A 25792-nucleotide genomic window follows, 5' to 3' on the forward strand; every position below is an offset into this window, starting at 1 on the left:
CTCGGAGCAAAAGTATTCTTAATGGGCCGGTCGGGATCGCGGTCCCGGCCAACGCTAGGCCGTTGGGGGATTTCATCGCCCGCTTGGGGCATCGGGGCAGAGAAAAGCCGGTCCCGGAGTGCTCCGGGACCGGCTGTCACACGGCCAAGGCCTGACGCTGCGTCACTTGTTGATGCAGACGTTCCCGAAGGCGGGGTTCAGCAGCCCGATGGCGTTGACGGTGTTGCCGCAGATGTTGATCGGCACGTGCACCGGCACCTGGACGATGTTGCCGGACAGCACGCCCGGGGAGCCCACAGCGGCAGCATTGGCGTCAGCGTCGGCGACAGCAGGCGCGGCCGCACCCAGCGCCATGACGACACCGGCGGCGGCTACCGCAGCCTTCTTGCACTTCATAGTTTCGGGTCCTTTCCACAGGAGGAAGTCTTGCCACGGATTTCGTGACGAGCGAGCCGGAAGCGGCCCGGCTTCCACTGCGAAAATCACAACGAATGCCAAAGCGGAAAGACACCATCGAGGCTGATTTCCACACCGATTCACTCGAACCGCCGAGCACCGGCGGGAGGCAGACGGCTCAACGGCTGGGCCACACGGGGCGGGTCACCAGAACCTCCCATTCCTGGTCCGGCAGTCCGGGGACCGCCCGGCCCAGCGCTCTCCATTCGCGCACCAACGACGAATAGACGGGGACCGTGTCGGCCTCCGTCGCTTGCCTGCTCTGTGGGATGAGGGGCACACGCTGCCATTTACCGGCGCGAGGAGCCATGCCGAACCTTTCCGTTCACAGCAGCCTTGGCGAGGCTCTCGCATCATGTCACAGCCCGTGCTCGTCTCCTCACGGTTTCCGCATCAGAGTCACGGTCGGCGGGGCAGGGCGGCGAAGCGCAGACCGAAGTGGCCGAGGGTGCGTGGCAGCGGCCGGTCGGGCCGCAGCCGGCCGGGCCGTTCCGGCAGGTACGTGTGCCGTTCGAGCAGGGCCGCCAGCATGGTCGAGGTGACCAGCAGCACCAGGTCCTCTCCCGGGCACTCGCCGGGGCCGGCGCTGAACGGCATCAGCGCCTCGGTGTCCTGGGCCGTGCCGTCCAGCCAGATCTCCGGCGTGAACCGGTCGGAGTAGGGCAGCGACTCGTCGCGGTGGAACAGGGGCGTGTAGATCAGGAATTCGGTCCCGGCGGGCAGTACGTCCTCGCCCCAGTCGGTCTCGCGCACCGATTCACGCAGCAGGAACGGTGTGGTCGGCCACAGCCGTACCGACTCCAGCACGCAGGCACGGGTGTACGGCAGGAGGCGCGGCTCGGTGAGGTCGGTGACGGCCAGCTCGTTGCGTATCTGCGTCTCCTGCGCGGTGTGCGTGGACAGCAGGGCCAGGGCCCGGTAGGCCGCGATGCCCGCCGCGTCGAAGGCGAACAGCCAGTGCGGCACCTGACCGGCCGGGTCGGTGCCGGGCTCGGCGCGGGCGGCGGCGAGGGCGGCGGCGAGGCTGCCGGGCTCGGCGCGGTCGAGGTGGCCGCGGAGGCGGCGTTCGAAACGGTCGCGCAGGGCGGTGCGGCGCGGGGCGGCACCCGCCCAGTTCGCGGTGGAGCGCAGCCTGCCGAGCATCGCGGTCAGGCCCGTGTCGTCCCGTCCGGTGTCACCGAGGACGAGGCGGCGGGCGGTGCGGTCCCAGGCGGTGCGGAAGGCCGGCCAGTCGATCTCGCCGTCGCCGGCGGTCACCGCGCCCAGCAGTCCGCCCGCCTCCTCGCGGACGGTCCGCACCATCCGGGGGGCCAGGCTGTGCATCTGGTGGCCGTACTCCAGTACGGCCTCGTTGAACGCGCGCCGCGTGTCACGTTCCGCACCCCGCGTGATCAGCACGCCGTGCGGCTGGAACTGCTCCAGTGCCGCACGCTTCTCGCGGGTGGAGGGGGAGTACGGGTCCGGTGTGCCGTTCAGGACACGGGCCGCGTCGCCGGGCCGGAGGACGACGGCGAAGTGGCGCCCGGCCACATCGAACCGGAGCGGGCCGGGGCCGTAGGCGCCGCGCAACTCGGTGAGCAGCCCGGTGGCGCGCCGGTCGACGGCGTACCGCTCGGCGAGGGCCGTCCCGGCCCGGCTGCGGACGACGACGCCCGCCGCGAGAGTCGGTGCGACGACCTGCGCGACCAGCCGTGCGGTGTCGCGCGTGGACGCCCGGGCGGGGGTGTGCGTGGCCGTGTCCGTGCTGCTCATGGCCCCCGGGTGCCCAGGCCTCCGGCGGGTGAAACCGCAGGTGGGAGCGGCTTGCGGCCCGTCGGCGGTGGCCGGTCAGCCGCCCGTGGTCGGCCCGCCGCTGCCGAAGCCGCCGCTGGGGGTGCCGCCCCACTTGGCGTCCTTCTCGCTGCGCGGCGAGGAGTCGGGGTCGGTGCTCTGGTGCCTCAGCTCGTACGGCATCACCCGGTCCTCGCGCTCGTCCAGCTCGGCGGGGCGGCGGTGGCCCTCCGCCTCGCCCGGCAGCCCGGCGTCCAGCGGGCGGTGCGGCTGCTGGTCCGGTGTGGGGGGAGCGGGCTCCCGGTTCCGGATGCGCCGCCCCAGCCAGAACGCGCCGATCAGGAATCCGACGAGGAGGACACCCGCCACCAGCGGACCAATGCCGACGAGATGGTCCTTAGCGGCGAATTCCGTAGTGAATGTCGTGAGAGAGTTCATATGGGGCGTGTACCCCGTCATGTCGTGATCAGACATGTCCGTGGGCGTGGACGAGCCCATCATCGTTTAAGTGATTCATCCGTTTTTAGGTGATTGATCTCTTCGGGTGACCTGGCGCAACCTAAACGGTGGCCTGCTGTTGATCAGGGCGACCCCGAGCACAGGGTCTCTCGACGAGAAGGATGGACCATGATCAAGAAGGTTCTGGCCACCGCCGGCGTCGCCGCGGCCGTCCTTGGCGCGTCCGCGCCGATGGCCGCCGCCGTGGGCGACCGCGGAATCGACACGCAGAACGGCAACTTCGCCACCCAGTCGTACGGCAACACGACCACCGGTGGATACATGAGCCCGCAGATCGGTCTGATCCAGGGCTCGTTCAACAAGCCCTGCATCGGTCTGCCGGTCCAGGCTGACGTCCAGAACATCGTGGCCCTGGTCAACGTCGGTGTTCAGGACATCCTCAACGACACGCAGAACCAGCAGTGCGCCGAGAACTCCACGGCGGTCAAGGGCGACAGTGCCTTTTCGCACATCCTGGAGAACGTCCTCTCCGAGAACGGTGCCATCGCCGTCCAGAAGTGACGCGCGAGGTCGCCGTCCCGCGCGGTCGTCACGGCCGTGCGGGACGACCCAGCGTTGGCCTTCGGGCCACGCACAACGGGCTGACGCCCACCCCACGCGCCCGACGCCGGGCGCTGGCACGACCCGAGCACCGGGTCTCTCGACGAATGGGATGAACCATGTTCAAGAAGGTTCTGGCTACCGCCGGCGTCGCTGCGGCCGTGCTCGGCGCGTCCGCGCCGATGGCCGCCGCCGTGGGCGACCGCGGTATCGACACGCAGAACGGCAACTTCTCCAAGCAGATCTACGGCAACACCAAGACCGGTGGCTACATGAGCCCGCAGATCGGGCTGATCCAGGGCACGCTGAACAAGCCCTGCATCGGTCTGCCGGTGGAGGCTGACGTCCAGAACATCGTGGCCCTGGTCAACGTCGGTGTTCAGGACATCCTCAACGACACGCAGAACCAGCAGTGCGTGGAGAACTCCACGGCGGTCAAGGGCGACAGTGCTTTTTCGCACATCCTGGAGAACGTCATCTCCGAGAACGGTGCGCTCGCGATCCGCAAGTGACGCGTTCCGCACGCGGAGCCACCGCCTGGGCGGGCCCCACATCCGGCACCACGGATGTGGGGCCCGCCCTCGTGTGCGTGGGGACACGGGCGGGGAAGTCGTGTGAAACATTCGCCGGGGGCTGCCGCGTCAATGGGGTGTAAGGACGACGGCGGTGGGGTGAAGGGGAGGGCATGAGAAGGTCCCGAGCGGACGATTTCATGGAGTTCGCGGCGGGCCGCACCGGGCATCTCTTCCGCTCCGCCTGCCTGCTGACCAGTGGCGACACCCATCTCGCCGAGGACCTGGTGCAGGAGACGCTGGGGCGGATGTACGCGCTGTGGGGCCGGATGGCGCGGATCGACAGCCCTGCGGCGTACGCCCAGACCGTCCTCGTCCGCACCTACCTCACGCAGGCGCGCCGGCGCTCCTCGGGTGAGCGGCCGCTGGCCGAACTCCCCGAGACCGCCATGGGGCGGGGCGACGATCCGGCCCTGCGGGTGGCGCTGCTGGACGCGCTGGCCCGGCTGGCACCCAAGGACCGGGCGGTGGTGGTCCTGCGGTACTGGGAGGACCGCAGCGTCGAGGAGACCGCCGCCGCCATGAACGTCAGCGCCGCCGCCGTACGCACACGCTCCTCCCGGGCGCTCGCCCGGCTCCGTGAGCAACTGGGCGGGAGCCTGGCGGAACTGGCCGCCGCCGTCTGACCGAGGCCTCGCCCTCGACCCCTCGTTCGTTCCGCCCAGATCAGGAGCTGGTGGTTTCGCATGCCCTTTGAAGACGAGCTCGGGAAGGCGCTCCACAACACCGGTGGCACCTTCAGCGTCAATCAGCGTGGCCTGGTGGAGGGCGGCCTGGCACGCGGCCGCAAGAAGCTGGCCCGCCGCCGCGTCGCCATGGTCACGGGCAGCGCGCTGACCGTGGCCCTGGTGGCGGTCGGGGGGCTGTACGCGGTGCGGCCGTCCGAGGAGGACGGGGCGGGCGACCGGACGGCGGCCGCGACGACCCCCGAGGCGTACCGGCACTTCGAGGTCACCGCCGAGGAGATGAGGAACATCTTCGAGAACGGCATGAACCGCACCGGGATCGCCAAGATCCGCCCGCGCGTCGAGGGCAGCGGCAGCACGGACCCGGCCACGCCGGCGAAGGCCTCCATGACCTTCGAGGACGGCTGGGGTGAGGCGGTCGTCACCGTGTCGGTGCGCCGCGTCGACCCCTCGGACGCCAAGCTGAAGAAGCTGCTCGCCTGCCCGCCCAAGAAGGGCTCCCCCTATGAGGAGTGCACCAACCAGCCGGGCGACAGGGCCGTGAAGGGGTACACCGAATCCGGCAAGGCGGGCGGCGTCAAGAAGTGGGAGGTCACCATGGTCTCCCCGAACGGCTACCTCATCGAACTCGCGACCCAGAACGTGCAGGTTGCCGGGGCGGTGTCGCCCAAGGGCCGCAACCCGCGCATGAACCCGGGCAAGCTGCGGCACCTGGGGATGTTCGTCGACGCCTCCTTCACCCCGGCGGGAGAGCCGAACACCTTCGGGACGGTCAAGCCGGGATCCGCCGCGGAACCGGGCGACATCCTGCCCATCCTGAAGTCCCTGCTGCCCGAGCGCCTCAACGTGTCCTCCGAGGGCGGCAACGGCGCCGAGGGCCATGTCGTGGTGACCGACGGCAACGGAGGCGTGACCTACATCGAGGCGGTCAGGGTCGCGGGCGACAAGGAGTTCTGGAGCGAGACCCTGTCGGACGGTACGAAGGTGGGCACCCAACGGGTCCCGGCCCAGGAGCCGGGTGTCGTCCGATGGCGTGCCGACGCGTTGCGGGTGAACGGCCTCCGCATGGCGGTGTCCGCCTACAACGCCCCCACGCCCACGTCGGCCAAGCGGGGCGCCGAGCCCCTGATCACCATGGAGGAGCTGAAGGCCATCGCCCTCAGTCGGACCTGGCTCGTGGCCCGCTGACGCCCTGGGCAGCCGTCACTTCGCGTCGGAGTAGCGCTCCACCGTCGCCGTCGTGAAGGGGAACCGCACCGGGGTCTCCCCGAAGGCGATCCGTCCGGCCGTGTCACCGGCCGTGCGGATCGCCTCGGCGACCGCCGGGGCCTCGGCGGCGGGACAGTGCACGATCACCTCGTCGTGCTGGAAGAAGACCAGCTCCGCCCGCATCCCCGCCAGTGCCTGCCGCAGCGCCGCCAGCATCAGCAGCGCCCAGTCGGCGGCGCTGCCCTGCACGACGAAGTTCCGGGTGAACCGGCCCCGCGCACGGGCGTTCACCGAGGCGTACCCCGGGGTGAACTCCCCGTCCGACAGCGGTTCTTCCGCGCCTTCCTGGGGGATCCCCGCCTCGTCGGCCTCCGCCGCACCCGCCGCGCGCGGGCTCGTCCGGCCGAGCCAGGTGCGCACCAGCCGCCCCTCCTCACCCGCCTTCGCCGCGTCGTCGACATAGGCCACCGCCCGGGGGAACCGGCGGCGCAGGGCCGCCAGGTTCTTCAGGCCGTCCCCGCTGGTCTGCCCGTAGACCGCGCCGAGCAGCGCCAGCTTCGCGTGCTCGCGGTCGCCGGAGAAGGCCCGGTCGGACAGGCGTGTGTACAGGTCGTCCTGGTGGCCCGCGACCTCCATCAGCCCCGGGTCCCGGGAGATCGCCGCCAGCACCCGGGGTTCCATCTGGTCCGCGTCCGCGACGACGAGCCGCCAGCCGTCGTCCGCGACGACCGCCCGCCGTATGACCTTCGGGATCTGAAGGGCGCCCCCGCCATTGGTCGTCCAGCGCCCGCTGACCGTGCCACCCGGGAGGTACTCCGGCCGGAAACGCCCGTCCCGCACCCAGTCCTGGAGCCAGCTCCAGCCGTGCGCCGTCCAGATCCGGTACAGCTTCTTGTAGGCGATGAGCGGCTCGACCGCCGGGTGGTCGATCCCGGCGAGCTCCCAGCGGCGCGTCGAGCGCACCTTGATGCCCGCCTGGGCGAACGCCTTCACCACGTCCGCCGGCAGGTCCGGGCGGACGCGACGCCCGAAGGCCGCCGACACCTCGTCCGCCAGCTCCGCCAGGCGGCGCGGCTCGCCCCCGCCCGCGTACCGCTCGCCCAGCAGCTCGTGCAGCACCGCGCGGTGGACGTCCGCCCGCCACGGCAGCCCGGCCCGGTGCATCTCGGCGGCCACCAGCATCCCGGCGGACTCGGCCGCGGTCAGCAGCCGCATCCGCCCGGGATGCTCGGCGGCCGCGTGTCTTCGGTGCTGGTCCGCGTACACCTCCAGGAGGGCCTCGAAGGGGAGGTCCGTCGAGGGCTCGGGCTCGAAGAGCGACGACTGCGCGCCCGGCTCGGCCGCCCTGAGCGGCGGATCCGGCGGTACGGGACGGTCGTGCAACCGTGCCCAGGCCGCCGCCGCGGAGCGGGGCTCACCCAGGCGTCCCTCGTGTCCGAGCAGCAGCTGCTCGGCGTCCTCGATGTCGTAACACCGCTCGACCCGGACACCGGCTGCCAGGAGCCGCGGATAGACCGCACCGGTGGACCGCCACACCCACCGGCCGACCTCCGGCCGTGACCGCACCGCCTCCACGAGGTCGGGCTCGGTCAGCACGGGGCCGGCGGGCAGGCCGTCCCCACCGAGGGGGACGAGCCGCGCTCCACCGCCCTCGGTGCCGTCCACCACCCAGCGTTCGCTCACGCATGCGAGTCTGGCACCCGGCACTGACAATCGGCCGGAGCTACGCCGCCGCGTGGCAGACCGCGGCCGCCTCGCCGCGCGAGCCGACGCCCGGCTCGGTGAGGGCGTTCGCCCCGTGGTCACGCCGCAGCAGCGTCAGCCGCCGCTTGCTCAGCCCGCCCGGGTCCACCCCGTCGACCTCGACGCGCCCGCCCGTTGCCGGTCGAGGCCGGCCGCGCACCGGAGCAGCGTCGGCCTGCCGGACCCGGACGTGAAGGACCCGGCGCGGACTGCCGGCAGGTGTCTTCGGGGGTGGGGCCGTCCCTGCCCCCTGCGACCATGGACACCGGAAGCGGCGTACGCGCGAGGAGGCGGGGACCATGTCAGCGGGGCACTCGGAGGCAGGTGTCGTGGAGCGGGCGTTCGCCGCCGCTCTGTACGCGGAGGACGACACCGCCCTCGACACCGGTGCCTCCCTCCTGGCCGCCGACCCCGCCGCCGACCCGGAACTGGTCCGCCGGGGCGAGGAGTTCCTGCGCCGGGCGTGGCAGCGCGGCTGGCAGCCGGCCGATGTCCTCCGGCTCGTACGCCGTGACCTGGACGAGCACCACGTACGGCTGGTGGCGGGACTGATCGTCGCCGAGACGGGCCGTTATGAGCACCTGCCGCCCCGGTGGGCCGCGCAGCTCGCGGAGCTCGGCGACACCGACTGGCGCGCGGACCGTTTCTCGTACGCCACGGCCGTGCTGGAGCTGTACCGGCTGCTCGCCCGGCTGCCCGCGATCGAGCCGGTTGGCCCCGCGCCGGGCACGTCGCCCCTGCACGCCGCGCCCGTGCACGGCGAGCCCCGCATGCTGGCCCGGATCCGGGCGCTGCTCGCCAAGGCGGAGGCGACCGACTACCCGGAGGAGGCCGAGGCGCTCACCGCGAAGGCGCAGGAGCTGATGGCGCGGTACAGCCTGGACGAGGCCGCTCTGGCGGCGCGCACGCACAGCGCTGAGGAGCCGGGGGCGGTACGGGTCGGCGTCGACGCGCCGTACGAGACGGCCAAGGCGATCCTGCTGGACGCGGTGGCGTCGGCGAACCGCTGCCGGGCGGTGTGGAACGAGGCGTTCGGCTTCTCGACCGTCGTCGGCTTCGAGCCGGACCTGGAGGTCGTCGAGCTGCTGTACACCTCGCTGCTGGTCCAGGGGACGGGTGCGATGACCAAGGCGGAGGCGGAACAGCGGAAGGGCGGACGGAAGCGTACGAAGACGTTCCGCCAGTCGTTCCTGCTGGCGTACGCCCACCGGCTCGGCGACCGGCTCGCGTCCACCTCCCGCCGGGTCACCGCCGAGGAACCGACCCTGCTGCCGGTCCTCGCGGCACGGGACGTGGCGGTCACGGCCCGGGCGGACCGGATGTTCCCCGAAACGACCACCACCAGGGTGCGGGGCGCCACCGACGAGGCGGGCTGGCACCACGGCACGGCGGCGGCGGACCGGGCGCGGACGGACCACGGGCGTGCGCGTGGCCCTGAGCAGGGGCGGCTGCCCCAGTAGGGGCGAACCCTCCCAGTGCCCGCAAAGCCCGTCAGCCGCGTGAACAACGCTCCGGGTCAGTACACCTAGGGCGTGTCCGCCCTGCGGAGCGTGTCCTTCGTGCCGCCGGTCCAGGTGACGACCAGCTTGCCCTTGTCGGTCCTCGCGGAGCCCTCCGTGCGGGCGGTGTATCCGTCGCCGCAGGTCAGGGTGAGTGTGACGGGGTTCGTGCCCCGGGCGGTGCCCTGGCAGACGTGCGCGTCGGCCAGCGCCACGGCGTGGCCCTTGCTGATGGTGACGCTGACGGGCTTGCCGTCCGTGAGCCCCACCCAGGACCCCTCCGCCTCGCCGGAGGTGACGGGGGAGGCGGTCGGGGACGGGGTGGGGCTGCTGAGCGGCGTCCCGGCTTCGCCGGGTCCGCCGGAGGGTCGCTGGTCGCGGCCGCCGCCGCAGCCGGCCAGCGCGAGCACGGCGGTGACACCCGCCGCCGCGACGAACCCGGTACGTACGAGCCTGAGCGCGTTCACGCCACGTCTCCCCAACGTCGGTGCCGGAAACGCGCGCCAAGCTACCAGCCGGTAAGGCCTGCTACCAGGACGACTTGGTGACCCCGGGCAGGAAACCGGCGTGCGCCTGCTGTCGCACGTTCACCCGCGAGAGCCCGAACCTCCGCAGGTGTCCGCGCGGGCGGCCGTCCACGCTGTCGCGGTTGCGTACGCGCGTGGGGCTGGCGTCGCGCGGCTGGCGGCGCAGTTCGGCCTGGGCGGCGAGCCGCTCGGCCTGAGGGGTGCCGGGGTGCCGGATGAGTTCCTTCAGCTCGGCGCGGCGGGCCGCGTACCGCTCGACGACCTCCTTGCGCCGCTCATTGCGGGCGATCTTGCTCTTCTTGGCCATCAGACCTTCACTCCCCGGGCGCGGATCCGGGCCACGGCGGCCTCGATCCCGATCGAGTCGACGGTCTTGATGCCCTTGGTGGAGAGGGTGAGCCGGACGTACCGGCCCTCGCTCGCCAGCCGGTAGCGCTTGCGCTGGATGTTGGGGTCAAAGCGCCGGGACGTACGCCGGTGCGAGTGCGAGATGCGGTTGCCGAAGCCCGGCTGGGCGCCGGTCAGCTGGCAGTGGGCGGACAAGGGTGACCTACCTCTCTGGACACTGTCTTGGTAATGGAAACCATTTCCATTTACTCTACCCCCATGGCCCGCAACGAACTCCGACCGGTCATCAAGCTCCGGTCCACCGCCGGCACCGGCTACACCTACGTGACCCGCAAGAACCGCCGTAACAACCCCGACCGCATGACGCTGCGCAAGTACGACCCGGTCGTCGGACGCCACGTCGACTTCCGAGAGGAGCGCTGACCGATGAAGCAGGGCATCCACCCCCCGTACGAGCCCGTCGTCTTCCGTGACAAGGCGGGCGGCTTCGCCTTCCTGACCCGCTCCACCGCGACCAGCGACAAGACGGTCGAGTGGGAGGACGGCAACACGTACCCCGTCATCGACGTCGAGATCTCGTCCGCGAGCCACCCCTTCTACACGGGCCAGGCGCGCGTGCTGGACACGGCCGGGCGCGTGGAGAAGTTCCAGAAGCGGTACGGGTCCCAGGCCCGGAGCGAGGCCCGCTGATGCTGTCCGTCGCCCTCGTCGGCGGGCTGCACTCCGACGCCCGCGCGGCCGCCGTGGAGCGGCTGCTCGCCACCGTCCCCGGCAGCGTGGCGCTCCACCACGACCTGTCGACGGCCCCCGAGGGGACGGTCGTGCGGACGGTGCGTGACGCGACCGGCGTCCTGTCCACGGACGAGGCGCCGCTGGTCAACGACTGCGCGTGCTGCGCGCTGCGTGAGGACCTGGTGCCCGAGCTGGAACGGCTGGCCGACGCCGGACTGACGCGGCTCGCGGTGGTCGAGCTGTGGGACTCGGTCGAGCCCAAGGCGATGGCCGAGGTCGTCGCGGCGGCCGGGCTCACCGTCACGTCCGTGATCACGGCCGTCGACCCGGCACTGCTGCTGCCGTACCTGGGCAACGGCGACGACCTGATGGAGGCGGGGCTGGCCGCGGCCGCCACCGACCAGCGCACGGTCGCCGACACCTGGGCCCGCCAGCTGGAGTACGCCCCCGTGCTCGCCGTCCTGGACAGTCCCGACGCGGACGACGAGGACCGCGCGCTGCTCGCCCAGCTCCACCCGACGGCCCGCCGGGTGCCGGTGCCGGACGGGGACCTGGCCGCCGCCGCGCTGGCCGGGTTCGACGTGGAGGCCGCGGCGGCCGCCCAGCACCCGGCCTGTGCGCTGCTGCCTCAGGAGGCGGAGGCGCACGGCGTCGGTACGTACGTGTGGCACCGGCGCCGCCCGTTCCACCCGGAGCGGCTGTACGCGGCGCTGGAGGACCTGTGCTGTGCGGCGGCGCGCAGCCGGGGGCGGTTCTGGCTGGCCGACCGGCCGGACACGCTGCTGGCGTGGGACGCGGCGGGCGGCGCCCTGTGCGTCGAGCCCGCCGGGCCGTGGCTCGCCTCGCTGCCGGACGCCGCCTGGGAGATGGTGCCGCCGGTGCGCCGTGCGGCGGCCGCGCTGGACTGGGACCCCGAGCACGGGGACTGCTGCCAGCACCTGGTCTTCACCTCGCCCGGCCTGGACCGTGAGGGGCTCGCCGAACTCCTCGACTCCTGCCTGCTCACCGACGCGGAGTACGCCGCCGGCCGCGAGGCCTGGAAACGGCTCCCGCCCGCCTTCGACGCCCTCCTGGAGGTCTGACCCCATGTCCCCCCGCCGCTCGGCCGACCGTAAGCCCGCCAAGGCCCGCCCCAACCCGCTGGACCGCGACGGCATCACGTACATCGACTACAAGGACACCGACCTGCTGCGGAAGTTCATCTCCGACCGCGGCAAGATCCGCAGCCGGCGCGTGACCCGTGTATCCGCCCAGCAGCAGCGGCAGCTGGCCCGCGCGATCAAGAACGCGCGGGAGATGGCACTGCTGCCGTACTCGTCGTCTGCGCGCTGACGTTCCTCGGGTACGCGCATCCGACGAAAAGGCCCTCCTTGTAGGAGGGCCTTTTCGTATGCCGTGGAGGAAGGAGGGAGCCATTACGGCCCCTCAGACGTCTCTATGGGCGTACGGGGGAGTAGCAGCGCTCTTGTCACCACGGGGACACCCGCTGTGCACGTGCATCTGCACGCGCGCCTGCACGGGAAATCACCGCTATGATCCCGATAGTTGACACCTGCATCATGTATCTCGGGGAGCGTCCTGTGCACCACGTGTACAACGGCATGGCGGCCACGGAGCTTCACGGCGTCGTATGGCAGAAGAGCAGGCACAGCAACTCGCAGGGTTCGTGCGTGGAGTTCGCCAAACTGCCCGGCGGGCATGTCGCCGTACGCAACTCGCGCCACCCGGACGGCCCGGCGCTGGTCTACACCCCGGCCGAGATCGAGGCCCTGCTGCTGGGCGTCAAGGACGGCGAGTTCGACCACCTGATAGCCGGCTGAGGCCCGTCGGCCCCCGGTGCGCGGCGTCGAGGCGCCGCCCGGGGGCGGCGCCTCGACGGTGTCCGGCGGGGTCTACGGCTTCTGCGGCGTCTCCGAGAGGCGGAACAGCGCCCAGACCACCTTGCCGTGCAGCGTGCCGGCCAGCGGGTGCCAGCCCCAGCTGTCGCTGAAGGACTCGACCAGGAACAGCCCGCGGCCCGACTCGGCCGCGAAGTCCTCCTCCGACTCGCGCGTCGCGGGGCTGTCCGGGCTGGGGTCGCGCACCGCGCACACCAGCCGGCTCGCCCAGCGCATCAGGTGCAGCCGTACGGGCGGGTCGTGCGGGGCCTCGCGGGGCGTGTCGGCGGGCAGGGCGTGCCGGAGCGCGTTGGTGACGAGTTCGGACACCACCAGCGCCACATCGTCGAACCGGTCGGTGAGGTCCCACTGGGCGAGCGTGGTGCTGGTGAACTTCCGGGCGCCGCGCACCGCTTCGAAGCGGGCGGGCAGTGCGCACGAGGCGGAACTGGAGACGGAAGCGGCGTCGATCGGCGGAAGCCCCTGCCTTAAAGGCTCGAGCATGGTCGATCCATTCGTCCCCATGCGAGGCACTCCCGGGATTCGCGGCTGTGGTGCGACAACACGAACGACTACGCAGGTGCGCGGGGTCCATGGTTCCGAACGGGACCACCTGATGCAAGGGCAGATGCACGTGCACGCGCCCGACCTGTCCACCCCCGTGCCGATTGCTGGCCATATCTTCCCCCCATGACTTTTACGGGCAGCGCCCCTGCGGGGGCGTGACTCGGTCAAGGCTTCGTCTTTCCGTAACCGGGCGAGTACGCGGTGAAGCGTTTTGGTGGCAGAATCCGCCGTCTCGGGGCTCGGGGGTGCTCCGTCGTACACATCAGCGATGGGGAGGGTTGGAGACGTGACCGCAAGTGAATCGAGCGGTTCCGTGGTGCGGCGCATCCTGCTGGGTTCGCAGCTGCGGCGGCTGCGTGAGTCCCGCGGCATCACCCGTGAGGCCGCCGGCTACTCGATCCGGGCGTCCGAATCCAAGATCAGCCGTATGGAGTTGGGCAGGGTGAGCTTCAAGGCGAGGGACATCGAGGATCTGCTCACCTTGTACGGCGTCACCGACGACACCGAGCGCGAGTCGCTCCTCGGCCTCGCCCGCGAGGCCAACGTCACGGGCTGGTGGCACAGTTACGGCGATGTGCTGCCGGGCTGGTTCCAGACGTACATCGGCCTGGAGGGCGCCGCCTCGCTCATCCGCATCTACGAAGTGCAGTTCGTGCACGGCCTGTTGCAGACGGAGGCGTACGCGCACGCCGTCGTCACCCGTGGCATGCCGGACGCCCCGCGGGCCGAGATCGACCGGCGCGTCGCGCTGCGCCTGGAGCGCCAGAAGGTCCTCGTCTCCGAACGTGCACCGCGATTCCACGCCGTTCTCGACGAGGCCGCGCTGCGCCGCCCGTACGGGGACCGGGATGTGATGCGCGACCAGCTCAAGCACCTCATCGAGGTCTCGGAGCGGCCCAACGTCACGCTCCAGGTCGTGCCCTTCAGCTTCGGCGGCCACGCGGGCGAGAGCGGCGCGTTCACCATGCTGCGGTTCCCCGAGTCCGACCTCTCCGACATCGTCTACCTGGAGCAGCTGACGAGCGCCCTCTACCTCGACAAGCGCGAGGAAGTCGCCCAGTACGAGCGGGTGATGGAGCGGCTGCATCAGGACAGTCCGGGCCCCGAGGAAAGCCGCGACCTTCTCCGAGGTCTCCTCCAACTCACGTGACCCGCCAGTAGGATGACGTCCCATCAAACGCCTGGATGAGCCTCGGCGCGCGCCCTCGGGAAGGGATGGCATGTCCTACTTCACAGACCTGGCCCTGCAGTACATAGACGGTGAGTGGCGGGCCGGCGGCGGCTCGTGGGACATCATCGACTTCAACCCCTACAACGAGGAGAAGCTCGCCTCCATAACCGTGGCCACGGTCGAGGAGATAGACCAGGCCTACCGGGCGGCCGAGCGGGCCCAGCGCGCGTGGGCGGACACCAATCCGTACACGCGCCGCGCCGTTTTCGAGCGGGCGCTGCGGCTCATCGAGGAGCGCGAGGCCGAGATCACCGAGGCGATCATCGCCGAGCTCGGCGGTACGCGGACCAAGGCCGGCTTCGAGCTGCACCTGGCCAAGGAGTTCCTGCGCGAGGCGGTCAACCTTGCCCTGCGCCCCGAGGGCCGTATCCTCCCCTCGCCCGTCGACGGCAAGGAGAACCGCCTCTACAGAGTGCCGGTCGGGGTCGTCGGCGTCATCAGCCCGTTCAACTTCCCCTTCCTGCTCTCGATCAAGTCCGTCGCCCCGGCGCTCGCCCTCGGCAACGCGGTCGTCCTCAAGCCCCACCAGAACACGCCGATCCTCGGTGGCGCCCTGGTCGCGAAGATCTTCGAGGACGCCGGTCTCCCGGCGGGCCTGCTCAACGTCGTGATCACCGACATCGCGGAGATCGGTGACGCGCTGATCGAGCACCCGGTGCCCAAGGTCATCTCGTTCACCGGATCCGACCGGGTCGGCAGGCACGTCGCCACGGTCTGCGCCGCCAACTTCAAGCGGTCCGTCCTGGAGCTGGGCGGCAACAGCGCCCTCATCGTGCTGGACGACGCGGACATCGACTACGCGGTCGACGCGGCCGTCTTCAGCCGGTTCGTGCACCAGGGGCAGGTGTGCATGGCCGCCAACCGGGTGCTGGTGGACCGGGCGGTGGAGCGGGAGTTCACCGAGAAGTTCGTCGCCAAGGTCCGCACCCTGAAGACCGGTGACCCCGCCGACCCCGCCACCCACATCGGCCCGCTCATCAACTCCTCCCAGGCCGAGGCGGTGACCACGCTCGTCGACCAGACCGTCGACGCCGGCGCGACGGCGCTCGTACACGGCACCGCAAAGGGCAACGTCGTGGCACCGACCGTGCTGGCCGGCCTGCCCGCCGACTCCCCGGTGCTGGGCCAGGAGATCTTCGGGCCCGTCGTGATGCTCATCCCCTTCGACGGGGAGGACGAGGCGGTACGGATCGCCAACGACACCCCGTACGGGCTCAGCGGCGCCGTGCACACGGGTGACGTCGAGCGTGGCGTACGCATCGCCCAGCGCATCCACACCGGCATGATCCACATCAACGACGGCACCGTCCACGACGAGCCGATCGTGCCGTTCGGCGGTGAGAAGCACTCCGGCGTGGGGCGGCTGAACGGCGAGGCGACGGTGGACGCCTTCACCACCTACAAGTGGATCTCCATCCAGCACGGCCGGAGCCGTTTTCCCTTCTGAGAGCCCCTGCCGCGCGAGTTGAGGACAGAATCTGACCGCAAGGGTCCGTAGGTTGGTTGTCGTAAGGCACCGACCGGAAAGGCGGACCAGGTCATGGTCACTCACGTTCCCGCAGAGGCTCACGGCGACGAGCGCGGCGCGCTGCTGAACTTCATCGAGGCGCAGCGCGGCGCGGTCCGCCGTTCGGTGCTCGGGCTGACCGATGAGCAGGCCGCGTCCCGCCCCAGCGCCAGCGAGCTGTCGCTCTCGGGCCTGCTCAAGCACGTCGCCGAGACGGAGCTGAGCTGGCTGCGGATGGCGCAGCAGCAGCCCAACGAGAAGCAGCGCACCGAGGAGACCTGGGCGGACAGCTTCCGGCTGGTGGAGGGCGAGTCGGTGGAGGGCGTGCTGGCGTTCTGGGACGCGGTGGCCGAGGAGACGGCGGAGTTCCTGCGGACGGTGCCGAGCCTGGACGACACCTTCCCCCTCCCCGACGCCCCCTGGTACCCCAAGGACGCCCGCGTCTCGATGCGCTGGCTGGGCATGCACCTGGTCGAGGAGATCGCCCGGCACGCCGGGCACGCCGACATCATCCGCGAGTCGCTGGACGGGAAGGGCGCCTTCGACCTGATCGCGCTGGAACGGGCCTGACCCGCGCCGCGCGCCGGAGCCCCCCTCTGCGTACCCTGGCCTGGTCAAAGTTGACTAGGAAGGTGTGTGAGGGGATGTCGGCGATCCGGCTGCTGGTTCTGGGGGCCGTGCGCCAGCACGGGCGGGCGCACGGCTACCAGATCCGCAACGACCTGGAGTTCTGGGGCGCGCACGAGTGGTCCAACGCCAAACCCGGCTCGATCTACCACGCGCTCAAGCAGATGGCCAAGCAGGAACTGCTGCACGCGTACGAGACCGCGCCGAGCACGGCCGGCGGCCCGCCGCGTACCGAGTACGAGATCACCGACAAGGGCACCGAGGAGTACTTCGCGCTGCTGCGCGAGTCGCTGACGGCGTACGACCGGAGGGACCTGCTGTCGGCCGGTGTCGGCTTCATGGTCGACCTGCCCCGGGAGGAGGCCGTCGCCCTGCTCGGACGGCGCCTCGAGGGGCTGGAGCGGTGGCGGGCGTCCGTCACGGAGTACTACACGCCCGAGGACGGGCCGGAGTCGCTCGGTCACATCGGCGAGATCATGAACATGTGGGTGCACTCGGCGGACGCGGGGGCCGAATGGACGCGCGGACTGATCGAGCGGATCGAGGGCGGCGCGTACACGTTCGCGGGGGAGGGTGAGCCCTTCGTGGGTGTGCTGCTGGAGGGGCAGGAGAACCCGTACGCGACGGGGACGCCGCATCCCGAGGACGATCAGTAGCTAGAAAAGTTTGACTAGTGGTCGACCGTGGTAGTACTCTCGCCGAGTAGTCAAGTTTGATTACCGGGTGAGGGTGGAGGGGATCCATGGCGGACGCGATCGTCGTCGAGGGCGCACGGAAGCGGTACGGCGACAAACAAGCCCTTGACGGGCTGGACCTGGTGGTCGGCCGGGGTACGGTGCACGGCGTCCTGGGGCCGAACGGCGCCGGCAAGACCACCGCGGTACGGGTCCTGGCGACGCTGCTGCGGCACGACGAGGGCCTGGTGCGGGTAGCCGGGTTCGACGTGCGGACCCACGCGGACGAGGTACGGCGGCGGATCGGCCTGCTCGGGCAGCACGCGGCGCTCGACGAGGGGCTGAGCGGACGGCAGAACCTGGAGATGTTCGGCCGGCTGCACCACCTGGGGGCACGGCGGGCGGGCGCGCGGGCGGACGAGCTGCTGGAGCGGTTCGGGCTCGCCGGCACCGGCCGCAAGGCGGTCAAGCAGTACAGCGGCGGCATGCGGCGACGGCTGGACCTGGCCGCCTCGCTCATCGGTGCCGGGCACGGCACCGAGCCGGAAGTGCTGTTCCTGGACGAGCCGACGACCGGGCTCGACCCGCGCGGGCGGGCCGAGGTGTGGAACTCCGTGCGCTCGCTGGTGGGCGGCGGCACGACCGTCCTGCTCACCACGCAGTACCTGGAGGAGGCCGACCAGCTCGCGGACCGGATCTCGGTCGTCGACCGGGGCCGGGTCATCGCCGAGGGGACGGCGGACGAGCTGAAGGGCAAGGTCGGCGGCGACCGGATCGACATCGTCGTCCGCGACACACGGCACCTGGCCGCCGCGGCCGCGCTGGTGCTCGGCACGGCCGAGGTCGACGAGGACCGGCGGCTGGTCAGCGCCCCGGTCGAGGACAGGATGACGGCGCTGACCCGGGTCGTACGGGACCTGGAGGCGGCCGGGATCGAGGCGGAGGACATCGCGGTGCGGCGGCCGACCCTGGACGAGGTCTTCCTGCACCTCACGGGCGGTACGAAGGCGGAGGTGGCGGCATGAGCGCGATTGGATGGGCCGTGGCCGACTCGTGGACCATCACCCGGCGAGAACTGGCCCACTGGGCACGCGAACCGGCGCAGATCGTCATCGGGCTGGCCTTCCCGGTGATGATGCTGCTGATGTTCGGCTACCTCATCGGTGGCGGGAGCGGCGTCGAGGGCCGGTACATCGACTATCTGATCCCCGGCATGTTCGCGCTGACCATGGCGTTCGGCCTCGAAGCCACCATGCTGGCGGTCACCCAGGACCTCAACAAGGGCGTGATCGACCGCTTCCGGTCCATGCCGATGGCCAACGGCGCGGTCCTGATCGGGCGTTCGGCCGCCGACATGCTCCAGTCGGCGCTCGGCCTGGCGGTGATGATCGGCGCCGGGTACGCGGTCGGCTGGCGGGCGCACGGCGGCCCCGGAGCGTTCCTGGCGGCCGTGGCGCTGCTGCTGTTGCTGCGGTTCGCGATGCTGTGGATCGGCATCCACCTCGCGATGGTGGCGGGCAGGCCGGAACTGGTGCAGGCGGTGCAGATCCTCGTCTGGCCGTTCGCGTTCCTGTCCAACGCGTTCGCGGCACCCGGCTCGATGCCGGACTGGCTGGGCTCGCTGGTCGAGTGGAACCCGCTGTCGGCGACCGCGGCGGCGGTACGGCACCTGGTCGGCCCACCGGAGATCGCCCAGGCCGCGGGAGCGTCGTGGGCGGCCCGGCACGCGGAACTGCTGGCGGTGGGCTGGCCGCTGGTGCTCCTCGCGGTGTTCTTCCCGCTGGCGGTGCGGAGGTTCGGCCGGCTGAGCCACTGACGGGCGCGGGCGCGCGGTGCTTCCACGGCGCCACGGCCCGCCCCGGCCGGCCTGCGAGGCTGAAGAGGGCTTGCACCTCACGTGGCGTGAGGGCCCAGCCTGGTGGGCGTACCGAGAAGAAGGGAGCGGAGAGCCATGAGCTACTCCGTGGGACAGGTCGCCGCTTTCGCCCATGTCACGGTGCGCACCCTGCACCACTACGACGAGATCGGACTGCTCTCCCCGAGCGGCCGCAGCCACGCGGGCCACCGGCGTTACGACGACGCCGACCTCGACCGGCTGCAGCAGATCCTGTTCTACCGGGAGCTGGGCTTCCCGCTCGACCAGGTCGCGGTCCTCCTCGACGATCCCGACGCGGACCCGCGGGAACACCTGCGGCGCCAGCACGAGCTGCTGACCACGCGGATCGCCGAACTGCAGAAGATGGCCGAGGCCGTCGAACACGCCATGGAGGCGAAGAAGATGGGCATCAACCTCACGCCCGAGGAGAAGTTCGAAGTGTTCGGGGACCACGACCCCGACCAGTACGCCGAAGAGGCCGAGCAGCGCTGGGGCGGCACCGAGGCCTACCGGGAGTCCCAGCGCCGTACCGCGCAATACACCAAGGCCGACTGGCAGCGCATCAAGGACGAGGCCGCCGAGTGGGGCGCCCGGTACCAGGCCGTGATGTCGGACGGCGAGCCGCCGACCGGCGAGCGGGCGATGGACCTGGCCGAGGAGCACCGGCAGCAGATCGTCCGGTGGCACTACGAGTGCACCTACGAGATCCACCGGTGCCTCGCGGACATGTACGTGTCGGACGAGCGTTTCAAGGCCTACTTCGACGCCATGGCCCCGGGCCTCGCCGAGCACCTCCACGACGCCATCCACGCCAACGCCGCCCGCCGCGCCTGACCGCCCGCCCGCGCGGCTGCCCCCGGGGGTGGGGGCTTCGCGGGGGTGGGCCCCGGCCCCCCCCGGGGGCGCCGCGGGGGCGGGAACCGGGCTCGGAGGGGGCGTGGAACCGGGAGGGGGGTGGAAGCGTTGATAGCTTTGGGCAGCCATCCCCCGCCCACCGACCCAGGAGCCCCGGAACCCGTGAATACGCTTGCGCTCGGACCGAGCTGGCTGGACCCGGACTACCTCATCGAGACCTTCGGCCTCATCGGCGTCCTGGTCATCGTCTTCGCCGAGTCCGGACTGCTGATCGGTTTCTTCCTCCCCGGTGACTCACTGCTGTTCACCACCGGCCTGCTGGTCACCACCGGCGTGCTCGACACCCCGCTGTGGCTGGTGTGCACGCTGATCGTGCTGTCCGCGATCATCGGCGACCAGGTGGGTTACCTCTTCGGCCGCAAGGTCGGGCCGGCCCTCTTCAAGCGCCCGGACTCCCGCCTCTTCAAGCAGGAGAACGTGGAGAAGGCCCATGAGTTCTTCGAGAAGCACGGCCCCAAGTCGCTGATCCTGGCCAGGTTCGTACCGATCGTCCGGACGTTCACGCCGATCATCGCCGGTGTGAGCCGGATGAACTACCGCTCGTTCATCACCTTCAACGTCATCGGCGGTGTCCTGTGGGGCGCCGGCGTGACGCTGCTCGGGGCGTCGCTGGGCAAGATCGAATTCGTGCACAAGAACATCGAGCCGATCCTGATCCTCATCGTGCTCATCTCGGTCGTCCCGATCGTGGTCGAGTACCTGCGGGCCCGCTCGCAGAGCAAGAAGGAGCCGGTCGTCGAGGACGGCACGCCCCCGGCCCAGCGCGGGCGGCACGCCAAGCGCTGACCTCAGGACACCTCGTCCTGGACGGGCCCCTCTTCCTGTTCCTCCTCCTCCGCCGCGGCCGTCATCGTGCGGACCAGCGGCGTCAGGGCCGTACCGAGCAGGGTCGCCGCGGCGATCGAGCCCAGGGCGATGCCCCAGCCGACCGGCCCGAGCGGGGTGCAGCCGAAGAACTGGCTGACGCCCGGGGTCTGGATGACGGCGGCCAGCACCGCCGCCGAGCCCAGGCTCGCGGCCAGGACGTTCCGGTCCAGGCCGCCCGTCGCGAGGGTCTGCGCCAGCTGCGTACCGACGACGGCGGCCAGCGCCACCGTGCCGGCCCGCCTGCTCCGGCCGGTCAGGCGGGCACCGGTCCACGCCAGCCCCGCGCCGGTGGCGGTGATGGCGCCGCGCAGCAGCATCTCGTGGGTGAGCGCGCTGCCCAGCGAGCGGCTCGGGCCCTCCGCCAGGAGCCGTTTCGCCGTCTGGCCGGCCGGTTCGCGCACGGCGATGGCCAGCGAGGGCGCCAGGTCGGTCAGCAGGTTGACCAGCATGATCTGCCGGGCGTTCAGCGGCGTCGCGCCGGTCAGCGTGGAGACCAGCACGCTGAAGGTGACCTCGCCGAGGTTGCCGCCGATGAGGATGCCCAGCGCGGCCCGTACCGACGCCCACATGGCCCGGCCCTCCATCAGCGCCGACACGATCGTCTCCAGCCGGTCGTCGCTGACCACCAGGTCCGCGGCCGCCGTCGCGGACGGGGTGCCGCGCCGCCCGAGCGCGATGCCGATGTCGGCGAGGCGGATGGCGGGCGCGTCGTTGGCGCCGTCGCCGGTCATCGCGACGACCCGGCCGATGCGCTGGTACGCCTGGACGATACGGACCTTGTGGTGCGGGCTGCACCGGGCGATGACGTCCACGGTCGGCAGCAGCTCGTCCAGCTCGTCGTCGTCGAGCTCGTCCAGCTCGGCGCCCGTGCAGACCTTCGGGTCGGTGACGTCGCTGATGGTGGACGCGATGGCGTCGGCGGTGGCCGGATGGTCACCGGTGAGCATCACGGTGTGCACGCCCGCCTCCCGCAGCCGCGCGGTCGCGGGCGCGGCGCCCGCCCGGACCGGGTCGGCCAGCGTGACGAACCCCAGGAAGGTCAGGTCCCGCACGCTGTCGTCGGTGAGGTCCTCGCCGGGGTCCATCCGGCGCTCCGCCACCGCGAGGACCCGCCGCCCGGCGCCCGCCAGCTCCTCCGCCTCGGCGTTCAGCCGGGCCAGCCCGTCGTCGTCGAGCGCCTCCGCCCGGTCGTCGGGGGTCCGCCGCCGGGCGCAGCGGTCCAGGACGTTCTCGGGCGCGCCCTTGACGCTCAGCAGCAGGCCGTGCGCGGTCTGCCCGGACGTGGCGTGGTAGGCGCGGGACGGCTCGAACGGCAGCGTGTCCAGCCGCCGCCAGCGCGCCGCCGCCTGCCGTACCGACACCTTGGCGCCCGCCGCCCCGGCCGTCACGGCACGGTCGGTCTGGTGGGCCATGGGCTCGGCCTGCCGGGCGGGCGGGGTGGCCCGCAGCGCGGCGGCGAGGACGTCCTTGCGGCGGCCGTCCAGCCGGTCCAACGGCAGTGCGCTCTCCCCGTCGCTCACCGCGGCGAGTTGCAGCTTGCCCTCCGTGAGCGTCCCGGTCTTGTCGAAGCACAGCACGTCGGCGCGGCCGAGCGCCTCGATGGTGCGCGGGTTGCGGACGAGCGCGCCGACGTCCGCCAGGCGCCGGGCGGCGGCCAGCTGGGCGGCGTTGACCAGGAACGGCAGCCCCTCGGGTACGGAGGCGACGGCGAGGTTCACGGCGGAGGCGAGGTTGTCGGCGAGGGGCCGTCCGTGCAGCAGGCCCGCCGCGGCGACCGCGCTGGCCGACCCGATCGCGATGGGCAGGCTGGACCGGGTGAGCGAGGCCAGCCGGGCCTCCACGCCGGTCTCGGGCGCGGCCTGCCGGGCGGTGGCGAGGCTCCGCCCGACCTCGGTGCTCGAACCGGTCGCCACGACCACGGCCACGGCCCGGCCGGAGGAGACGGTGGTGCCCTCGTAGACCATCGAGCGGCGGCCGGTGATGTCGGTGGCGACCACTGGCGCCGGGTCCTTGTGGACGGCGAGGGACTCGCCGGTCAGCGACGACTCGTCGACCTCCAGCCCCTCGGCCTCCAGCAGCCGGCAGTCCGCCGGCACGACGTCCTCGGGGCGCAGCAGCACGATGTCGCCCTCCACCAGGTCGCCGGCCGTCACCAGCCGCTCGCGCCCGCCTCGGCGTACACGGGCGCCGATGGCCGAGCGGCGGAACAGCTCCTCCAGCGCGCGTTCGGTCCGTACGCGCTGGAAGCCGCCGATGAGCGCGGAACCGCCGGTGATCGCGGCCACCAGCATGGCGTCGGTGCGTGACCCCACGGCGGCGGCGAGGGCGGCACCCCCGGCCAGGACGGGGGTCAGGGGATTGGCCAGCTCCTCGACGAACGCGGCCGGCAGGGTGAGGCGGGCGGGCTCGTTGCCGCCGGTGGACCCTCCGGTGCGGGCGGCCGCCTCGTCGGCGGTCAGACCGTCGGAGCCGGTACGCAGCCGCTCCAGGACCCGGTCGGTGGGCATCAGGTGCCACGGCACGGTCGTCACCGGCGGGGCGAGGGGACGGGCCAGGAGCTGCCGGGCACGCCAGGCGCCCATGGTGAACGCCACGCCCGCGGCGGTGGTCCCGGCCGCCATGCCCCGCGCGGTCGCCTGGGCGGGCGGCGCCTGGAGGGCGGCCACGGCGCCGACGCCGCTGCCGCCGGCCGCGAGCACGGCGCTGTCCCGGTCGACGCGGGCCGCCATGCCGACGGCGTCCACGATGATCCCCGCCGATTCGAGGTCGGCGCCCACGATGAGGTGGGCGCCCCAGGCGGGCGGCTCGCCCTCGCGGTGCACGCCGACGCCGCAGTCGGCCACGCCCAGCGCCCGCCGGTTGCCGGACACCAGCAGGATCACCGCGCCGTCGGCCTGGAGGCCGCGTACGGAGGCGACCAGGCGCCCGCCCCCCGGGACCACCGCGTCGACGAAGGTGAACGCCGGGGCCTCCCGGTCGGTCGCCAGCACCACCCGCGCCCCCGCCCGGCGGGCCGCCGCCGCGACGGCCTCGGCGCCCGGGGCGGTCTGCGTGGCGAGCCCGGCCACCGCCTGGAGACGGCGCCCCTTGGCCAGGCCGAGCGTCTTCTCGGCGCCCCGGCGGCGCAGCCGCCCTTCCGCCTGCCGCCCGGTGCGGCCGGTGAGGTCCAGGTCGTCCAGCGGTCCCAGGACCCAGCCGTCGTCGTCGCGGGCGGTCCGCAGGGGCGCGTCGGAGTCGAACAGCGCGAAGAGCCGCCCCGCGGTCAGCTCGGGGTCGGCGCCGCTGAGCAGCTCCAGGTCCACGGGCTCGTACCGGTCGCTGCGCAGCGCGTCCTCCTCCAGGACGACGGTGTCCACCTGGCCGAGCCGACGCAGCGCGCCCCGGTCCATGGTGACGACGCCACGCATCGCCAGGGCACGGCCCAGGCGGGTGGCGAAGCCCTCGCGGCCCGCCTCCGGGGCCTTCGGTACGGCGGACAGGGCGACGGCCAGCCCCTTGCGCGGCCCGGCGAACGGGACGCTGAGTGCCCCGGCGGTCAGGCCCGCGACCATGGCCCGCTCGGCGTAGCGGTCCACCGAGTCCTTGGGCGTCGGCCCGGCGCGGTCCACGACGAGGGGCTCGGCCCCGGCGTCCTCGGGCCCGTGGACGAGGTCCGGCTCGGCGTCGGCCCACGCCTTGCGCTCCGCCGTGGCCTCCCGCCACTGGGCGACCCTCTCGAGTACGTCGAGGGCGAGTCCGCCACCGCGTGTGGCGACGCCCTGGGCGAGGGCGCTGACCACGGGCAGGACCGACTCCGCCTGCTCGACGCTGCTGAGGTCGGCGACCAGGTGGCGCAGGTCCGGGTGGTGCTGGAGGGCCCCCGTGAGCGCCGCCACCTCGGGCGGCAGCCGGAACCAGGGGGCCAGCTGCCGTACCGAGGCGAGGGCGAGCCCCACCGTGTCGGCCGCGAGCGCGGGCACCGACTGGCGGGTCCTGGGGCCCTCGCTGGGGTGGTGCGGCTCGGGGCACCACTCGTCGAACTCCTCGATCTGGGCGGCGAGCTGCCCTTCCGCGCGCTCGACGAGGGCGACCAGTTCGCGATCGGACGGCGGCGGTGCGGCCACGGCCACCACCACCCGCTCGGACGGCGCGTTCACCCGGGCCCACAGCACGCGCGGATGCTCCTCCAGGGCGCGCTCGACGCGCCGGGCGACCCGTTCGCCGCCCGCGCCGTGCACGCCGTGCACCTCGATGTAGCAGCGCCCGGGCCGCCACCAGACGCCGCGCTGCGGCAGCCCCATGAGCTGGGCGGCCACATCGGCTGCGCCGCGCACCCCGGCGGCCACCCCGTACGTCACGCCGGAGGCTATGGGTCCGAGCAAGTGCAACGGTGACATGGGCTGGTTCCTCCGGTCCGTCGTCTCAGCCGTCCAGGAATGGATACCCTGAAATATGGACAACCCGCCCATACCGCATCCATGGATGTGAGATCTGTGGCCACATCTTCAGCACCTCGTAAGCGCACCACACCGTCCCCCACCCAGAACCAGGCCTCCACGGGAGGCCGCACGATCAGCTTCACCGTTCCGTCCCTCGACCGGGTCGCCAACGGCGCGGCGAACGCGGCGATGCTCCCGGTGGCGGCCGCCCGCCAGGTCCTCCCCGCGAAGGGCGGCCTGCCGCTCTACCTCGGCCTCGGGGCCCTGGGCGTCGCGGACGTCATCGAATGGCCCGTCGCCATCGGCATCGGCGTCGGCTACGCCGTCCTCCGCCGCGGCGGCCTCATGACGGGCGCTGCCCGCCCCCGCGCCACCGCCACCGCCTGACGGCGCCCCCGCCGGTCGCCCGCCTGCGGTCCGGGCGGTCGGCCGGTGGGCCAGGGTCGGCCCGGGGCACCGTGCGGCGCCCGCGGGCGGGTCGGGGCCGGTGTGCGGTCGTGCGGCGCCCGCGGGCGGTCGGCCGGGGCCGGTGGGCCCGGGTCGGGGCCCCTCCGGGCTCACCTCCTCGCCGTCGGCGGGGCACCGAGCCGGTCTCGTGGCCGTATCTCGCCGCCGATCGTCCCCCTACGCCC

Annotated in this window: 29 protein-coding genes; 19 read left to right on the forward strand and 10 right to left on the reverse strand. The window is 72.2% G+C overall.

Features of this window, described 5'->3' with window-relative positions; translation table 11 throughout:
* Positions 1-162: 162 nt before the first annotated feature.
* The 3 genes from ABT360_RS26005 to ABT360_RS26015 all read right to left on the reverse strand — a co-directional run bounded on the left by ABT360_RS26005 (position 163) and on the right by ABT360_RS26015 (position 2664).
* Positions 163-396 (reverse strand): chaplin, encoded by a 234-nt coding sequence (locus ABT360_RS26005; RefSeq protein ID WP_351821142.1) that lies wholly within the window; start codon positions 394-396, stop codon positions 163-165.
* 459 nt (positions 397-855) lie between these two features.
* Positions 856-2208 (reverse strand): cytochrome P450, encoded by a 1353-nt coding sequence (locus tag ABT360_RS26010; protein ID WP_351821145.1) that lies wholly within the window; start codon positions 2206-2208, stop codon positions 856-858.
* 75 nt (positions 2209-2283) lie between these two features.
* Complete coding sequence (locus ABT360_RS26015) at positions 2284-2664, reverse strand: DUF6479 family protein (RefSeq protein ID WP_351821148.1); 381 nt, start codon at positions 2662-2664, stop codon at positions 2284-2286.
* 189 nt (positions 2665-2853) lie between these two features.
* Between ABT360_RS26015 and ABT360_RS26020 the strand changes: the two genes are divergently transcribed.
* From ABT360_RS26020 to ABT360_RS26035, 4 genes are all read left to right on the forward strand, one after another.
* Positions 2854-3246 (forward strand): rodlin, encoded by a 393-nt coding sequence (locus tag ABT360_RS26020; protein WP_351821150.1) that lies wholly within the window; start codon positions 2854-2856, stop codon positions 3244-3246.
* A gap of 158 nt (positions 3247-3404) precedes the next feature.
* Entirely contained in the window at positions 3405-3797 is a 393-nt protein-coding gene (locus tag ABT360_RS26025; RefSeq protein WP_351821153.1) for a rodlin, read from the forward strand.
* Positions 3798-3970: 173 nt separating this feature from the next.
* A complete protein-coding gene (locus ABT360_RS26030) occupies positions 3971-4483 on the forward strand; it encodes a SigE family RNA polymerase sigma factor (RefSeq protein WP_351821156.1) in 513 nt (170 codons plus the stop codon).
* A 60-nt stretch (positions 4484-4543) separates the two neighbouring features.
* Positions 4544-5731 (forward strand): hypothetical protein, encoded by a 1188-nt coding sequence (locus ABT360_RS26035; RefSeq protein ID WP_351821159.1) that lies wholly within the window; start codon positions 4544-4546, stop codon positions 5729-5731.
* A gap of 15 nt (positions 5732-5746) precedes the next feature.
* Here the strand turns inward: ABT360_RS26035 and ABT360_RS26040 are convergent, their stop codons facing one another.
* Complete coding sequence (locus tag ABT360_RS26040) at positions 5747-7435, reverse strand: bifunctional 3'-5' exonuclease/DNA polymerase (RefSeq protein WP_351821162.1); 1689 nt, start codon at positions 7433-7435, stop codon at positions 5747-5749.
* A gap of 40 nt (positions 7436-7475) precedes the next feature.
* On the reverse strand, positions 7476-7655 hold the full coding sequence (locus ABT360_RS26045; RefSeq protein WP_351821165.1) for a hypothetical protein: 180 nt from the start codon (positions 7653-7655) through the stop codon (positions 7476-7478).
* A gap of 139 nt (positions 7656-7794) precedes the next feature.
* On the opposite strand from ABT360_RS26045, the gene ABT360_RS26050 reads away from it, so the two are divergent.
* Positions 7795-8955 (forward strand): DUF2786 domain-containing protein, encoded by a 1161-nt coding sequence (locus ABT360_RS26050; RefSeq protein WP_351821168.1) that lies wholly within the window; start codon positions 7795-7797, stop codon positions 8953-8955.
* 65 nt (positions 8956-9020) lie between these two features.
* Here ABT360_RS26050 and ABT360_RS26055 read toward each other — a convergent pair whose 3' ends face one another.
* The 3 genes from ABT360_RS26055 to rpmB all read right to left on the reverse strand — a co-directional run bounded on the left by ABT360_RS26055 (position 9021) and on the right by rpmB (position 10064).
* Positions 9021-9461, reverse strand: coding sequence for a hypothetical protein (locus ABT360_RS26055; RefSeq protein ID WP_351821170.1), 441 nt, complete (start codon positions 9459-9461; stop codon positions 9021-9023).
* A 61-nt stretch (positions 9462-9522) separates the two neighbouring features.
* The gene (rpsN, locus tag ABT360_RS26060) at positions 9523-9828 is read right to left on the reverse strand and encodes a 30S ribosomal protein S14 (protein WP_351821173.1); all 306 of its coding nucleotides are present in this window, start codon (positions 9826-9828) and stop codon (positions 9523-9525) included.
* On the reverse strand, positions 9828-10064 hold the full coding sequence (gene rpmB / locus ABT360_RS26065; RefSeq protein WP_351821175.1) for a 50S ribosomal protein L28: 237 nt from the start codon (positions 10062-10064) through the stop codon (positions 9828-9830). The genes rpsN and rpmB overlap by 1 nt, the downstream gene beginning before the upstream one ends.
* A 63-nt stretch (positions 10065-10127) precedes the next feature.
* Here rpmB and rpmG point away from each other — a divergent pair, with 63 nt between their 5' ends.
* The 5 genes from rpmG (at position 10128) to ABT360_RS26090 (ending at position 12421) form a co-directional block, all read left to right on the forward strand.
* On the forward strand, positions 10128-10292 hold the full coding sequence (gene rpmG / locus ABT360_RS26070) for a 50S ribosomal protein L33 (protein ID WP_290113321.1): 165 nt from the start codon (positions 10128-10130) through the stop codon (positions 10290-10292).
* Between the two features lie 3 nt (positions 10293-10295).
* Positions 10296-10559: a type B 50S ribosomal protein L31 gene (locus ABT360_RS26075; protein WP_351821179.1), complete on the forward strand. Its 264-nt coding sequence runs from the start codon at positions 10296-10298 to the stop codon at positions 10557-10559.
* The gene (locus ABT360_RS26080) at positions 10559-11683 is read left to right on the forward strand and encodes a CobW family GTP-binding protein (RefSeq protein WP_351821182.1); all 1125 of its coding nucleotides are present in this window, start codon (positions 10559-10561) and stop codon (positions 11681-11683) included. The genes ABT360_RS26075 and ABT360_RS26080 overlap by 1 nt, the downstream gene beginning before the upstream one ends.
* Before the next feature lie 4 nt (positions 11684-11687).
* Positions 11688-11933, forward strand: a complete 246-nt coding sequence (gene rpsR / locus ABT360_RS26085; protein WP_351821185.1) for a 30S ribosomal protein S18 — start codon at positions 11688-11690, stop codon at positions 11931-11933.
* A gap of 248 nt (positions 11934-12181) precedes the next feature.
* Positions 12182-12421 carry a DUF397 domain-containing protein gene (locus ABT360_RS26090; protein ID WP_351821188.1) on the forward strand — a complete coding sequence of 80 codons (240 nt, stop codon included), beginning with the start codon at positions 12182-12184 and terminating at the stop codon, positions 12419-12421.
* Between the two features lie 72 nt (positions 12422-12493).
* Here the strand turns inward: ABT360_RS26090 and ABT360_RS26095 are convergent, their stop codons facing one another.
* Positions 12494-13003, reverse strand: a complete 510-nt coding sequence (locus ABT360_RS26095; RefSeq protein ID WP_351821191.1) for an ATP-binding protein — start codon at positions 13001-13003, stop codon at positions 12494-12496.
* Positions 13004-13331: 328 nt separating this feature from the next.
* Between ABT360_RS26095 and ABT360_RS26100 the strand changes: the two genes are divergently transcribed.
* The 8 genes from ABT360_RS26100 to ABT360_RS26135 all read left to right on the forward strand — a co-directional run bounded on the left by ABT360_RS26100 (position 13332) and on the right by ABT360_RS26135 (position 20661).
* Positions 13332-14195, forward strand: a complete 864-nt coding sequence (locus ABT360_RS26100; protein WP_444852326.1) for a helix-turn-helix domain-containing protein — start codon at positions 13332-13334, stop codon at positions 14193-14195.
* 70 nt (positions 14196-14265) lie between these two features.
* On the forward strand, positions 14266-15723 hold the full coding sequence (locus ABT360_RS26105; protein ID WP_351821196.1) for an aldehyde dehydrogenase family protein: 1458 nt from the start codon (positions 14266-14268) through the stop codon (positions 15721-15723).
* Positions 15724-15816: 93 nt separating this feature from the next.
* Complete coding sequence (locus tag ABT360_RS26110) at positions 15817-16353, forward strand: DinB family protein (protein ID WP_351821199.1); 537 nt, start codon at positions 15817-15819, stop codon at positions 16351-16353.
* Positions 16354-16427: 74 nt separating this feature from the next.
* A complete protein-coding gene (locus tag ABT360_RS26115) occupies positions 16428-17066 on the forward strand; it encodes a PadR family transcriptional regulator (RefSeq protein WP_351821202.1) in 639 nt (212 codons plus the stop codon).
* A gap of 86 nt (positions 17067-17152) precedes the next feature.
* A complete protein-coding gene (locus ABT360_RS26120) occupies positions 17153-18109 on the forward strand; it encodes an ATP-binding cassette domain-containing protein (RefSeq protein WP_351821205.1) in 957 nt (318 codons plus the stop codon).
* A complete protein-coding gene (locus ABT360_RS26125; RefSeq protein WP_351821208.1) occupies positions 18106-18900 on the forward strand; it encodes an ABC transporter permease in 795 nt (264 codons plus the stop codon). The genes ABT360_RS26120 and ABT360_RS26125 overlap by 4 nt, the downstream gene beginning before the upstream one ends.
* A 135-nt stretch (positions 18901-19035) precedes the next feature.
* The gene (locus tag ABT360_RS26130) at positions 19036-19794 is read left to right on the forward strand and encodes a MerR family transcriptional regulator (RefSeq protein ID WP_351821211.1); all 759 of its coding nucleotides are present in this window, start codon (positions 19036-19038) and stop codon (positions 19792-19794) included.
* 183 nt (positions 19795-19977) lie between these two features.
* The gene (locus ABT360_RS26135; RefSeq protein ID WP_351821214.1) at positions 19978-20661 is read left to right on the forward strand and encodes a DedA family protein; all 684 of its coding nucleotides are present in this window, start codon (positions 19978-19980) and stop codon (positions 20659-20661) included.
* Between the two features lie 2 nt (positions 20662-20663).
* On the opposite strand, the gene ABT360_RS26140 is transcribed toward ABT360_RS26135, so the two are convergent.
* The gene (locus tag ABT360_RS26140) at positions 20664-25118 is read right to left on the reverse strand and encodes a cation-transporting P-type ATPase (protein ID WP_351821217.1); all 4455 of its coding nucleotides are present in this window, start codon (positions 25116-25118) and stop codon (positions 20664-20666) included.
* Positions 25119-25214: 96 nt separating this feature from the next.
* Here ABT360_RS26140 and ABT360_RS26145 point away from each other — a divergent pair, with 96 nt between their 5' ends.
* Complete coding sequence (locus tag ABT360_RS26145) at positions 25215-25547, forward strand: hypothetical protein (RefSeq protein WP_351821220.1); 333 nt, start codon at positions 25215-25217, stop codon at positions 25545-25547.
* The last annotated feature ends 245 nt before the right edge of the window (positions 25548-25792 follow it).

Source organism: Streptomyces sp. NPDC000229, assembly GCF_040300825.1.
Taxonomy (GTDB): domain Bacteria; phylum Actinomycetota; class Actinomycetes; order Streptomycetales; family Streptomycetaceae; genus Streptomyces.